This is a genomic window from Tissierellales bacterium (assembly GCA_025210965.1).
Taxonomy (GTDB): Bacteria; Bacillota; Clostridia; order Tissierellales; family JAOAQY01; genus JAOAQY01.
In genome coordinates, this window is the sequence record JAOAQY010000224.1 from 1 (window position 1) to 13669 (window position 13669).

Annotated in this window: 12 protein-coding genes; all 12 read left to right on the forward strand. The window is 37.4% G+C overall.

The genetic code is table 11. The annotated features are described in order from the left end of the window. Window positions 1-41: 41 nt before the first annotated feature. The 12 genes from N4A40_16095 (at window position 42) to ilvB (ending at window position 13660) form a co-directional block, all read left to right on the forward strand. Window positions 42-1520 carry a hypothetical protein gene (locus tag N4A40_16095; GenBank protein MCT4663375.1) on the forward strand — a complete coding sequence of 493 codons (1479 nt, stop codon included), beginning with the start codon at window positions 42-44 and terminating at the stop codon, window positions 1518-1520. Between the two features lie 79 nt (window positions 1521-1599). After that, on the forward strand, window positions 1600-1749 hold the full coding sequence (locus N4A40_16100; protein ID MCT4663376.1) for a YvrJ family protein: 150 nt from the start codon (window positions 1600-1602) through the stop codon (window positions 1747-1749). A 79-nt stretch (window positions 1750-1828) separates the two neighbouring features. Beyond that, window positions 1829-2065 (forward strand): hypothetical protein, encoded by a 237-nt coding sequence (locus tag N4A40_16105; GenBank protein ID MCT4663377.1) that lies wholly within the window; start codon window positions 1829-1831, stop codon window positions 2063-2065. Between the two features lie 425 nt (window positions 2066-2490). Further along, entirely contained in the window at window positions 2491-2988 is a 498-nt protein-coding gene (gene ilvN, locus N4A40_16110) for an acetolactate synthase small subunit (GenBank protein MCT4663378.1), read from the forward strand. A 106-nt stretch (window positions 2989-3094) separates the two neighbouring features. Then, complete coding sequence (gene ilvC, locus N4A40_16115; GenBank protein MCT4663379.1) at window positions 3095-4087, forward strand: ketol-acid reductoisomerase; 993 nt, start codon at window positions 3095-3097, stop codon at window positions 4085-4087. 57 nt (window positions 4088-4144) lie between these two features. Further along, window positions 4145-5704, forward strand: coding sequence for a 2-isopropylmalate synthase (locus N4A40_16120; protein MCT4663380.1), 1560 nt, complete (start codon window positions 4145-4147; stop codon window positions 5702-5704). Window positions 5705-5723: 19 nt separating this feature from the next. Then, on the forward strand, window positions 5724-7295 hold the full coding sequence (gene cimA / locus N4A40_16125) for a citramalate synthase (GenBank protein MCT4663381.1): 1572 nt from the start codon (window positions 5724-5726) through the stop codon (window positions 7293-7295). Continuing rightward, entirely contained in the window at window positions 7295-8563 is a 1269-nt protein-coding gene (gene leuC / locus N4A40_16130; GenBank protein MCT4663382.1) for a 3-isopropylmalate dehydratase large subunit, read from the forward strand. The genes cimA and leuC overlap by 1 nt, the downstream gene beginning before the upstream one ends. Further along, window positions 8564-9055, forward strand: coding sequence for a 3-isopropylmalate dehydratase small subunit (gene leuD, locus N4A40_16135; protein ID MCT4663383.1), 492 nt, complete (start codon window positions 8564-8566; stop codon window positions 9053-9055). It begins immediately after the preceding gene. Window positions 9056-9139: 84 nt separating this feature from the next. Next, window positions 9140-10282, forward strand: a complete 1143-nt coding sequence (locus tag N4A40_16140; protein MCT4663384.1) for a 3-isopropylmalate dehydrogenase — start codon at window positions 9140-9142, stop codon at window positions 10280-10282. A 46-nt stretch (window positions 10283-10328) separates the two neighbouring features. Beyond that, window positions 10329-11993, forward strand: a complete 1665-nt coding sequence (gene ilvD, locus N4A40_16145) for a dihydroxy-acid dehydratase (GenBank protein ID MCT4663385.1) — start codon at window positions 10329-10331, stop codon at window positions 11991-11993. A gap of 2 nt (window positions 11994-11995) precedes the next feature. Then, the gene (ilvB, locus tag N4A40_16150) at window positions 11996-13660 is read left to right on the forward strand and encodes a biosynthetic-type acetolactate synthase large subunit (protein ID MCT4663386.1); all 1665 of its coding nucleotides are present in this window, start codon (window positions 11996-11998) and stop codon (window positions 13658-13660) included. Window positions 13661-13669 lie beyond the last annotated feature (9 nt).

Genomic DNA, 13669 nt, shown 5'->3' on the forward strand with positions numbered 1-13669 from the left:
TAATTTTATAATTTAACTATATTATACTAGGAGATGGTAATGTGTTATGTATTAAAAAAATATTGGTATTTGGATTAATGTTATTTATGGGAATCAACAGTATGGGAGGCATTGCAATTGCAGAGGATGTAAATGCAAAAAATATTTTTAGAAGCATCGAGAATATAGAATCATCATCCGACGAGCAATTCACTCGTGGTGGTACATATATAGAATACCGCTTAAAAGATGATTTTACAAATAAATCATATGATACAGTTTGGCAATACAAGAATGATAAGGATCCGGTATTAGTAGCAAAAGCTGAACGTTTAAGATTTTTAGCATGTGAACTAAGTGGCAATATTGCAATATTAGATTGTAAATCAGAATCAGCTAGACAAATAAAAGATGAAGAAGCTCTCTTAAAAGTACTAGATGACAATAAAAATATAATATTTGATAAAAATCTGTATTCAGCAGAGCTTGAAAAATTTTTTGATGAACATTTTGAAGGGCAATATATAGATCGTCTAAATCTTTCATTAGAGGGTTGGTCTGATGATGGCAAATACCTATGGATTGAAGACTCTAACAATTCAATACTTTTTAGAATAAATATATATACAAAAAAAGTAGATATATTAGATAAACTTTATTTTTATACTGACAGTGATTTTAATTGCAATACTGGCTGGGCATGTGACAGTAATTATCCCGAATTGTTTGATTCTGATGGTTTTGAACAAATGAGGAAAAAAAATCCAGATATAAATCTTAAGCTAGTAAATGTTTTAACAGGCGAAGAGATAGATGTAGCTACTAAAAAGGCTGCTAGGTTTAGTCCAAAATGGGTTGATAATAGAAGTATTATGTATCAAGATGCTAATGGTGATTGGGTTATTTACAGAATGAAAAATTCAGATATTGTTAGTAACGCTCCTCTTTCAGATCTTGTAGGACTAAATATTTTCTTATACCCAGTAGAAGCTTCTGCAAAAGATGGTCTCTATAGAGAGTTGATATTAAGTATAAATAATAAATCAAAAAAATTCAAATGGGAAAATGTAACTTATTCTCATGACCACAGCACAAGCTTAGATTACTATGATATCAATGGTGACCAAAAAGAAGAGTTAATAGTTTTATTAACTAAAAATAATGGTCCTGGAACGTATATAAATGATATTCACATCATAAACCCAGTTACTTTTGAGGAAATAGAAGTCGAGAATCCTATCAATATACTTGAAAACAACGTAAATACCAAGGTTTATGAAGACAAAGTAGAGGTCGAAATTAATGATGAAATTTTCATTGTGCCTAAAGAAAAAATAGATCTAGATACAAAATATTGGGCAGATAAGGTAATGTACAAAAATTACAGATGTTTTGATATTAAGCACAACAAAATAGTAGCTACTTTGGACTTAAACATTGGTAATTTTAGTGGCTACTTTGGTATTGTTGAAATAGTCTATGATTTTAAAGATGGCAAATATGTTATGGATAAAATTGATTTCAAAGAACATAGATATTAAATCTACAGCTACAAAAATCAAAATCCCTCCGTAAACCAACGCCTCAAAACCTACCTATAAAATGAGGAGGCGAACATCTATGGAAGAATTATTAACAGGGATATCAAATCTAGGATTTCCTATAGTTGTATCGGTATATTTACTTGTGAGGATAGAGGGAAAAATAGATCAGCTGAGTATAAGTATTAGAGAATTAAGTAATACTATAGAGCATTTTAAAAATATATAGGATTTTTAGAGCATATCTTTATTAAAAATAGATATGCTTTTTTTTGCAAATAATTTTGCACGAATGACATTTTAGAATCTTGAAAAACTTGCAAGATTGGAGGAAAACGGTTGCGAATTCAATTTATTGTGGAAAAGTAAAAAATATTTGGCTTTTTCGTAAAAAACTATTGACGGGGCTTGAAATCGATGATATCATACGAAATAACAAAAAACTGGTAAATGCGGTGATGACAGAAATGAATTTGTCGTTGCAAAGAAGTGAAAAATCAGTAAGCAAAATTCGTAAAAAAATTATTGAATTAAAAAACCTTTAGCCAAGGAAGTAAGAAACTATACGAAAATAAAAGAGGAGGTAAAGCGAATGTTACAAGTCATTATTAAAGGATTATTGGAGCAAATAATAATAGAGAACCTGATACTGATAAGCGTCATTATACTGGTCGTTCTCGGCCTCGTCGTTCTAGTCATTAAGAGCGCAAACTCCAAAAAAATCAAAAATCCTTTAACTAATGAGCTACGTGATAAGCTTTATCTTTTGCGAACTCAGGTCTTGGTGAATTTTCATGCCAAGGACCTGACCTTTGCGTACAATTAATAGTGTTGTGCGGAAATAGGTGTATGTTTGCATAATTTTATAGAAATCAGTAGAGAAGCTCATTGTGGGCTTCTTTTTTTTACGCAAAAAACCAGTAAAATATTCAAAAACATGTGATTATAAAAGAATTGGGAGGTGAATGTTATGAAGTCATATGTATTATCCGTAACAGTTGATAACAATCCGGGGGTACTTACAAGAGTCTGTCAGCTCTTTAACAGAAGGGCATACAATCTAGAAAGTGTGACAGCAGGGGTCACAGAAAATGAGAGAATTTCAAAGCTCACATTGATCACAAAAGTAAAGGAAGACCATGAAATAGAACAAGTTGTAAAGCAACTCAAAAAGCTTGAAAATGTTCACAAAGTGAGTAGACTTACAGATGCAAATTCACTTTGCAAGGAGATCATGTTCATGAAGGTAAGTGCAACAGCTGAGACTAGACCGCAAATCACAAGCATAGTAAATATATTTAAAGCAGACATAGTTGATGTTGCACCAGAAGATGTAATCATTCAGGTAACAGGAGATGAAAGTAAGCTTAAAGTATTTCAAGAGTTGATGCAACCATTTGGAATATTAGAAGTAGTTAGCAGTGGTTATATTGCTATCAAAAGAGGTCAGGAAATGAGACGTTATTAGATAGCTATACAAGAATAGTAGTGATAATTTTACAAATCAAAGTGTCGAAACATTTAAAATTGATTGAAAAAATAATTAATTCAGAAAATAAGAGGAGTGTTTAAAAATGGTAGAAGTTTATTACGAAAAAGAATGTAATCTCGAGGTACTAAAGGGAAAGAAAGTAGCAGTAATTGGATATGGAAGTCAGGGACATGCACATTCACTTAATCTTCATGAAAGCGGAGTAGATGTTCGCGTAGGACTATATGAGGGAAGCAAATCTTGGGCGAAAGCAGAACAAGCTGGGCTCAAGGTTATGACGACAGAAGAAGCTACAAAGGAAGCCGATGTAGTCATGATGCTAGTAAATGACGAGAAGCAACCAGCTATTTACAAGCAGAGCGTAGAGCCATATTTAGAGTCTGGAAATGCATTAGTATTTGCTCATGGATTTTCTATTCACTATGGACAGGTACAGCCTCCTGCGGATGTCGACGTATTCTTAGTTGCACCTAAGGGCCCAGGTCATACAGTTAGAAGTCAATATGAAGAAGGCAAAGGCGTTCCAACACTTATCGCAGTACATCAAGATGCAAGTGGAAAAGCAAAAGAAACAGCACTTGCATATGCAGCTGGAATTGGAGGAGCTAGAGCAGGAGTACTTGAGACTACATTTAAAGAGGAAACAGAGACGGATTTATTTGGAGAACAAGCGGTACTCTGTGGTGGACTTTGTGCACTTATCAAAGCTGGTTTTGAAACGTTAGTTGAAGCTGGATACAAACCAGAGATGGCATATTTTGAATGTCTACATGAAATGAAGCTTATCGTTGATTTGGTAAATAAAGGTGGACTTAGCTTTATGAGATACTCTATCAGTGATACCGCTGAATATGGAGATTATACAGCAGGTCCAAAGGTTATCGCAGACGAATCAAAAGAAGCTATGAGAGGAATATTAAAGGATATTCAAGAAGGTGAATTTGCTAAGCAGTGGATTTTAGAGAATCAAGCAAATAGACCGTATTTCAATTCAGTAAAGAGAATTGAGAGTGAACATGAGATTGAAAAAGTTGGTAAAGAGCTTCGTGAAAAGATGACTTGGATGAAGCTTTAAGAAATAGCTGAGATTGTATGAGAGAGCATGAAAACACAAAGCTCTCTCATATAAAATATAAAACTCTCAGTAGCCAGAAGTAGAAAGAAGTGCAAAGGAGAGAGAGAAATGACAAGACGAATAAAGATTTTTGATACAACTCTTAGAGATGGGGAGCAGACTCCCGGAGTAAATTTGACCATAAAGGAAAAAATAAATATAGCGAAACAACTAGAACGATTGGGCGTAGATGTCATAGAGGCTGGGTTTCCGGTAGCATCTGAGGCAGATTTTGAAGCAGTTAAAGCCGTCGCAAATACCCTTGAAAACACCACAGTAGCAGCGCTTTGTAGAGCAGTGAAGACAGACATCGAGCGTGCATGGGATGCAATCAAGGGGGCCAAAAAACCTAGAATTCATACCTTTATAGCGACATCTCCCGTACACATGACTTATAAATTAGAAATGACAGAGCCAGAGGTTCTAGATAGGGCAGTGGAGATGGTAACTTATGCAAAGAGCTTATGTGATGATATCGAATTTTCAGCAGAAGATGCTTATCGAAGCGAACCAGATTTCCTGTGTAAACTTTTTGCAGAGGTTATAAAGGCCGGCGCGACTGTTCTGAATATACCAGACACCGTTGGCTATGCCCTCCCTACAGATTATGGTGAATTTATAGGATACATCATGAAACACACAGAAGGTATAGAAAATGTAGAAATTAGCGTCCATTGTCACAATGACTTAGGGATGGCAGTAGCAAATAGTTTAGCAGGAGTGCAGGCAGGAGCTAGTCAGATAGAATGTGCCATTAATGGACTTGGAGAAAGAGCAGGAAATGCAGCACTTGAAGAAATCGTAATGGCGATAAAGACAAAGAGTGAGCAGCTTGATATGGAGACAGGAGTTGTTAGTGAACAAATATATAGAACGAGTAAACTTGTAAGTTCATTTGTGGGGATAGATGTACAGCCAAACAAAGCAGTAGTTGGTAAAAATGCATTTGCTCATGAATCAGGGATACATCAGCATGGTGTACTTAAAGAAAAGAGCACATATGAGATTATGACACCGGAGTCTATAGGTATAAAGGAGCACTCAAATATAGTACTTGGTAAACACTCTGGAAGACATGCATTTGATAATTATTTACAAGAAATGGGACTTAATTTAGGCAAAGAAGAATTAGATGATGCATTTAAGAAATTCAAAAAAGTGACAGATAAGAAAAAGCAGATTACAGCTAGAGATATAGAAGCGATAGTAAATTCTAAAAAATACTTTGAGGAGACATATAAATTAAAATCATTCCAGATACACAGTGGAAATGACATGATATGTACAGCTGCTATAGAGATGGAAAAAGGAGACGAATTGCTTACAGAAGTTGCAGTTGGAAATGGTTCAGTTGACTCGGCATTTAAGGCAGTTGAGAGAACTATAGGCAGACAGATAAATTTGAAAGACTACGGTATACGATCTGTAACAGATGGAAAAGATGCTCTTGGAGAGGTTACAGTAAAGATAAAAGATGGCAAGAAACTTTTTGTAGGCAAGTCAATTTCCCAGGACATAATGGAAGCTAGTGTAAACGCATACGTCAATGCGATAAACAAAATGATCGACGAAAATTAATTAGAAGGGAAGAATTCACATGAAAGAAAAGGTATATCTATTCGACAGTACCCTGAGGGACGGGTCGCAGGCTCAAGGAATTTCATTTAGTGTAAATGATAAATTGAAGATAGTTAGAAAACTAGATGAAATCAAAGTAGACTATATCGAAGCAGGCAACCCGGCATCCAATCCGAAAGATATGGAGTTTTTTGAAAAAATAAAAGATTTAAAGTTAAATCATTCAAAGCTATGTGCATTTGGAAGTACTAGAAGACCAAATACATTGGTAACGGAAGATAGTGGTTTACAAGACTTGTTGAAAGCAGACACAGAAGCAGTTGCTATATTTGGAAAGTCGTGGGATTTTCACGTTACAGATATTATAAGGACTAGTTTGGAAGAGAATTTAGCTATGGTTGAAGAGAGTATAGCATATCTAAAAAAACACGGCAAAGAAGTGACATTTGACGCAGAACATTTCTTTGATGGATACAAGGAAAATAAAGCATATGCTATACAGGTTATAACGAGAGCAAATGAAGCGGGAGCAGATTGGATAGCACTTTGCGATACAAATGGTGGAACGCTTCCTTCTGAAATACAAGAAATAGTAAATTACCTTACAAAGGAATGTGGATTCAAAAATTTAGGAATACATTGTCACAATGATGGAGGACTTGCAGTAGCGAATTCAATAGTAGCAGTTGAATGTGGAGTTAGACAAGTGCAAGGAACATTTAATGGAATCGGAGAGAGATGTGGAAATGCAAATCTCAGCACTATAGCTGGAAATCTACAGCTGAAAATGGGGTATGAAGTCCTTCCTAGAGAAGAGGTTCAAAATCTCATGGCAACATCTAGGTATTTGAGTGAAGTGAGTAATCTAAATCCAGACGATAGAGAACCATATGTTGGAGCATATGCATTTGCTCACAAGGGTGGAATGCACATAGATGCGGTAAAGAAAAATACGAAATCATTTGAACATATATCACCTGAGAGTGTTGGAAATGAGAGAAAAATTCTCATGTCGGAGGTAGCTGGCAGAAGTACTATAATGGCGATGGTTCAAAAAGTAAATCCTAATATACAAAAAAATTCTAAAGAGACTAAATCGATTATAGAAAAGTTAAAATCGCTAGAACATGAAGGATATCAATTTGAAGGAGCAGAGAGCAGTTTTGAAATTTTAGTTAGAAAAGAGCTAGGGATGTATACACCTTCGTTTAAACTTCTAGAGTACAAGGTAATTACAGATCAGCCAAGTGTTACTGAAAATAGTGCACTTGCGACTATAAAACTAGAGGTAAATGGAGTAGAAGAAGTTACGGCAGCTGCGGGAAATGGTCCTGTAAATGCACTAGATAATGCACTTCGAAAAGCATTAAGTGTATTTTATGAACCCATAGCTAGAATGTATTTGAAAGACTACAAAGTAAGAGTAATAAGTGGAGACAAGGCAACTAGTGCTAAGGTACGAGTTATCATAGAATCCACAGATGGAAAATCGACATGGAATACAGTTGGGGTGTCGCACGACATTATAGAGGCGAGCTGGGAAGCACTAGTCGATTCAGTAGATTATTTAATCGTTAAGGAGGCCAATTGATGAAAAAACCAATGACAATGACCCAAAAAATATTAGCCGCACATGCAGGGGTAGATTATGTAGAGGCGGGACAATTGATTACAGCAGACTTAGACTTAGTTCTAGGAAACGACGTTACAACGCCAGTTGCTATAAAGGCATTTGAAGGTGCAGAAAAAAAGGAAGTTTTTCACAAAGATAAGGTAGCGTTAGTTCCAGATCACTTTACACCAAACAAGGATATAAAATCAGCAGAACATTGTAAGTGCATCAGAGAGTTTGCATACGATAAAGAGATTACAAACTATTTTGAAATAGGTGAAATGGGAATTGAGCATTGCTTGCTTCCAGAAAAAGGACTTGTAATTGCTGGAGATGTGGTGATAGGAGCTGATTCACATACTTGTACTTACGGAGCACTTGGAGCGTTTTCCACAGGGGTTGGAAGTACAGATATGGGAGTCGGAATGGCGACAGGTAAAGCATGGTTTAAAGTACCAGAGGCTATAAAATTTGTGCTAAAGGGAAAGCCAGCACCTTGGGTATCTGGAAAGGATGTCATACTTCATATCATAGGAATGATTGGAGTAGATGGAGCGCTTTATAAATCTATGGAATATGTAGGCGATGGACTTGAGTACCTTTCTATGGATGATAGATTTACCATAGCAAATATGGCTATCGAGGCAGGTGCTAAAAATGGAATATTTCCAGTAGATGAAAAGACTAAAGAATATATGGATGGAAGAACTGATAGAGAGTATAGAGTTTTCGAAGCAGATGAAGATGCAGAGTATAGCGAAGTTTACGAAATAGATATGACATCGCTTAGACCTACTGTAGCATTCCCACATCTTCCAGAAAATACAAAAACTATAGATGATGTTGGTGAAGTAGAGATAGATCAAGTAGTTATTGGATCATGTACAAATGGCAGGATGGAAGATCTTAGAGCTGCTGCTGCGGTTTTAAAAGGCAAGAAGGTTAAAAAAGGAATTCGATTAATAGTATTTCCGGGCACACAGCAAATTTACTTGGAAGCTATGGAAGAAGGATTGGTCAGAACATTCATTGAGGCAGGTGGTATAGTTAGTACTCCAACTTGTGGACCGTGTTTAGGCGGTCATATGGGAATATTAGCAGCTGGCGAAAGAGCTGTTGCAACGACAAATCGAAATTTTGTTGGAAGAATGGGACATCCAAAGAGCGAGGTATATCTTGCAAGTCCAGTAGTAGCGGCTGCATCAGCCATCACTGGAAAAATATCATCACCAGAGGAGGTAAAGTAGATGAAGGCAAACGGAAGCGTATTAAAATACGGAGATAATATAGATACAGATGTAATCATACCAGCTAGATATTTGAATACATCAGTGCCAGAGGAACTTGCAAAGCATTGTATGGAGGACTTAGATGACAAGTTTTTGGAGAAACTCAATCAGGGAGATATAGTAGTAGCGGAGAAAAACTTTGGATGTGGATCGTCGAGAGAACATGCTCCAATTTGTATAAAAGCAGCAGGAGTATCGTGCGTAATAGCCAAGAGTTTTGCAAGAATATTCTATAGAAATTCTATAAATATAGGATTTCCAATACTAGAATGTGAGAAGGCAGTAGACGATGCAGAGACAGGACATAAATTAGAAGTAGATTTTAAAAGCGGAACGATAACGAACCAAACTCTAGGAAAGACGTACAAGGCTCAGCCATTCCCAGAGTTTATGATAAAGCTTATGGAAAATGACGGATTAGTGGAAAGTGTAAAAAAGAACTTGTTTTAGTAGTGTTTTAACATAGAACTCGCACCGATGCGAGAGTCAATGTATTGGAAGAAACACTTAGGAAATTTTAGGAGGTAGAAAATTATGAAAAAGTACAAAGTAGCGAGAATTGCAGGAGACGGCATCGGTGTAGAGGTCATGGAAGAGGCAACAAAGGTATTAGAGAAAGCATGTGAGAAGTACGGCGCATCTTTTGAATTTGTGGATTTGAAAGCAGGCGGAGTTGCAATTGATGAATGCGGTGAAGCGCTTACAGATGAGACTCTAAGCAAATGCACGGAATGCGATGCAGTATTTTTAGGAGCTGTAGGTGGACCAAAATGGGACACACTTCCTGGAAATGAAAGACCAGAACAAGCACTCTTAGGACTTAGAGCTGGGCTTGGACTTTACGCGAATCTTAGACCTACTAAGGTGTTTGATGAACTAAAAGCAGCATCGCCACTAAAGGATTCTATCATAGATGAAGGTGTAGATATTTTGGTAGTGAGGGAACTTACAGGTGGAATTTATTTTGGTAATAGAGGACGAAGATGGGTGGATTCATTAGACGAGATCAATCATAGACCTATGAATGCATTTGGAGTAAAGGGCACGGCTGTAAATCAAAAGCAAGAAGAGGCATATGATACAGCAGTTTATTCAAGAGCAGAAGTAGAGAGAATTGCTCACAATGCATTTCAGGCGGCAATGAAGAGAGGAAAAAAAGTAACATCTGTAGATAAGGCCAATATTCTAGAGTCATCTAGACTTTGGAGAGAAGTGGTATTAGAGGTAGCGAAAAAATACCCAGAGGTAGAGCTTGACCACCTTTATGTAGACAATGCGGCAATGCAGCTTGTGAGAAAACCTTCGCAATTTGATGTAATTCTTACAAACAATATGTTCGGAGATATCCTATCTGACGAGGCATCTATGATTTCAGGATCTATCGGGATGTTGGCATCGGCAAGTGTCAGAGAAGATGGATTTGGAATGTACGAACCAGTTCATGGAAGTGCTCCTGATATTGCTGGTAAAGATTTAGCTAATCCACTAGCTCAAATTCTTTCGGCGGCTATGATGCTTCAGTATACACTTGATTTGCCTGAGGCGGCTAAAGATATCGAAAATGCAGTAGAGTCAGTGCTTAGAGATGGATATAGAACTGGAGATATCTACACTGAGGGAACAAAGCGAGTTGGAACGAAGGAAATGGGAGAATTGGTACTAGCAGCACTTAAGTAATATTTGGAAAATAAATGGATTTAGAATAAATGAAGAGGTGAAAACTATGAAATCAGATGCAGCGAGAAAAGGTGTGGAAAAGGCACCCCATAGATCATTATTTAAAGCACTTGGATTTACAGAAGTTGAGATGAGAAAACCACTTATAGGTATAGCAAATTCTTATAGTGAAATCGTCCCAGGACATATGAACTTAGACAAAATCGTCCAAGCCGTCAAAGACGGTGTGCGCATGGCAGGTGGGGTACCTGTCGAATTTAGCACCATTAGCGTTTGTGATGGAATAGCTATGAATCACAGTGGTATGAGTTATTCACTGCCATCTAGACAAATCATTGCAGATAGTGTAGAAATTGTGGCAAAGGCACATGCTTTTGATGGTATGGTGGCGATACCCAATTGTGACAAAGTAGTTCCAGGAATGCTTATGGCGGCGGCTAGAGTTGATATTCCAGCACTTTTAATTAGTGGAGGACCTATGCTCGCAGGAAAGGTCAGAGGAAAATCCATTGACCTTGCATCTGTATTTGAAGCAGTTGGATCAGTAAAGGCAGGAAAAATGACAGAAGCTGAGCTTTTAGAATATGAAAATTCAGCTTGTCCGACTTGTGGATCATGTTCGGGGATGTTTACGGCTAATTCTATGAATTGCCTATCAGAAGTTCTTGGAATGGCACTTCCATACAATGGAACTATACCAGCAGTTTATTCTGAGAGGATAAGACTGGCAAAGATGGCAGGTATGAAAATAGTTGAATTGGTTGAGCAAAATATAAGACCATCAGATATCCTTACAGAAAATGCATTTATGAATGCTGTGAGCGTAGATATGGCACTTGGATGTTCGACAAATTCACTACTTCATCTTCCAGCGATTGCTAATGAAGCAGGAGTGAAAATAGATTTTGATAAAGTAAATGAAATAAGTGAAAAGACACCAAATCTCTGTAAACTTAGCCCTGCAGGAATGCATCATATAGAGGATTTAAACGATGATGGTGGTATTCCAGCTGTTATGAAAGAGTTATCTAAGAAAAACTTACTGTATTTAGATTGTATGACAGTGACAAGTCAGACAGTTGGGAAAAACATAGAACATGCAAAATTAGCAGGCAATGGAGTTATAAAAAGTGTAGATGCGCCTTATAGTGAAACTGGTGGATTGGTAGTATTAAAGGGAAGTTTGGCACCAGATGGTGCTGTGGTAAAAAAATCAGCAGTTGCTAAAGAGATGATGCAGCACAAAGGCCCTGCTAGAGTGTTTGAGAGTGAAGAAGCGGCAGGTCAAGCTATACTTGGAGGCAAGATAAATGATGGAGATGTAGTTATAATCAGATACGAAGGTCCAAAAGGCGGGCCGGGAATGAGAGAAATGCTATCACCAACTTCATTAATTGCAGGAATGGGTAAAGACAAAACTGTAGCACTTATAACCGATGGAAGATTTTCAGGAGCAACGAGAGGAGCATCTATAGGGCACGTTTCACCAGAGGCGGCAGAGGGTGGTCCGATAGGATTGGTAAAAGAAGGCGATATGATAGAAATTGACATAGAGAAAAAGACACTTAATTTGTGCGTGGATGACAAAGTTTTAGGAGAAAGAGTAGCATCATTTGCCATGAAAAAAGTGGAAGGATATTTGAAAAATTACAGAGCTCAGGTTGGATCAGCAGCTAAGGGAGCAATATTTGAGACGGATGAGGAGGAGTAATCGTGGAATATAGAGGAGCGAGAATTATATTAGAATGTTTAAAAGAACAAGGGGTAGACACGGTATTTGGATATCCTGGAGGGTGCGTAATCAATATTTACGATGAACTCTACACATTTGATGATATCAAACACGTGCTTACAGCGCATGAACAGGGAGCGGCGCATGCGGCGGATGGATATGCTAGAGCTACTGGAAAGGTAGGAGTGTGTATAGCAACATCAGGCCCGGGAGCTACAAATTTGGTAACTGGCATAGCAACAGCTTATATGGATTCGATTCCTATGGTGTGCATCACAGGTCAGGTTCCAAACAGTTTGATTGGTAAAGATGCCTTTCAGGAAGTGGATATCTGCGGTATCACAATGCCTATCACGAAGCACAATTTCATAGTAAAAAAAGTTGAAGATTTGGCTACTACACTTAGAAAGGCATTTGAAATAGCTAGGACAGGTAGACCAGGACCAGTTTTAGTTGATATTCCCAAAGATGTAACAGCTGAAGTTTATGAATTTGAGCCACAAGAGCCAGTAAGTGTAAATCAAAATAAATCACTTAAAGAGGAGCAATTACAAGAGGCTTTAGAGGTTCTAAATACTAGTAAAAAACCTGTTATTGTAGTTGGTGGAGGATGTAATATATCTGAAGCGCAAGATGAACTTCTTGAGTTTCAAGACAAGTTAAAGAGTCCTGTATGTTCGACAATGATGGGACTTGGTGGATTTGATGGGACGCATGACATGTTTACAGGAGTAGTTGGAATGCATGGTACACCTGCTTCTAACAAATGTATATGCAATAGCGATTTGATCGTAGCAATTGGTTCTAGATTTAGCGATAGAGTGATTAGTAATTCTAAGACATTTGCTAGCAATAGAAGAGTACTTCACATTGATATTGATGAGGCAGAGGTTTCTAAAAATATCAAAGCTGATTCTTGGGTAATTGGTGATGTAAAGGTAGTTTTACAAGCAATCAATAAAAGGCTAGAATCTAGGAGTGAAAATGATTGGACGAAAGAGTCTAAGGGATATATAGATGATGACTCAGGTAAGGGTGTATTAGTTGATCCAAAGGCATCTGTAAATCCAGTGTATGCTATCAAAAAATTATATGATTTGACAAAAGGTCAGGCAACTATAACCACTGAAGTAGGGCAAAATCAAATCTGGGCAATGCAGGGATTTAAGTACACCAAACCAAAGACATTTATTACATCTGGTGGACTTGGAACTATGGGTTATGGTTTTGGTGCAGCGATGGGTGCACATTATGGCAAAGGTGAGATGGTATTTGATATCGCAGGAGATGGAAGTTTCCTTATGAATATCAATGAACTTTCTACAGCAGTGCGCTACAATATTCCAGTTAAAGTATTGTTATTAAACAACTCCGTACTAGGAATGGTAAGACAGTGGCAAACATTATTTTATGACAAGAGACATTCGGAGACAACACTAAATCGAGAAACAAATTTTGCTAAAATTGCAGAGGCATACGGAGCCTTGGGAGTTAGGGCAACTACAAATGAAGAAGTTGAAGCTGCTATCAAGGCGGCGATGGAGCATGATGGTCCAGCTGTTATTGAATGCTATGTAGATCCAGATGCGATGGCAACACCTATAGTTCCGCCTGGGGCACATATCGGTGAGATGATGGACGTGTAGTAATAGAAA

Excerpts from the sequence above, each read along its gene's own strand:
- N4A40_16100 (MCT4663376.1), top strand. The coding sequence starts at position 1,600 with ATGGAAGAATTATTAACAGGGATATCAAATCTAGGATTTCCTATAGTT.
- ilvN (MCT4663378.1), top strand. The coding sequence starts at position 2,491 with ATGAAGTCATATGTATTATCCGTAACAGTTGATAACAATCCGGGGGTA.
- ilvC (MCT4663379.1), top strand. The coding sequence starts at position 3,095 with ATGGTAGAAGTTTATTACGAAAAAGAATGTAATCTCGAGGTACTAAAG.
- cimA (MCT4663381.1), top strand. The coding sequence starts at position 5,724 with ATGAAAGAAAAGGTATATCTATTCGACAGTACCCTGAGGGACGGGTCG.
- leuC (MCT4663382.1), top strand. The coding sequence starts at position 7,295 with ATGAAAAAACCAATGACAATGACCCAAAAAATATTAGCCGCACATGCA.
- leuD (MCT4663383.1), top strand. The coding sequence starts at position 8,564 with ATGAAGGCAAACGGAAGCGTATTAAAATACGGAGATAATATAGATACA.
- N4A40_16140 (MCT4663384.1), top strand. The coding sequence starts at position 9,140 with ATGAAAAAGTACAAAGTAGCGAGAATTGCAGGAGACGGCATCGGTGTA.
- ilvD (MCT4663385.1), top strand. The coding sequence starts at position 10,329 with ATGAAATCAGATGCAGCGAGAAAAGGTGTGGAAAAGGCACCCCATAGA.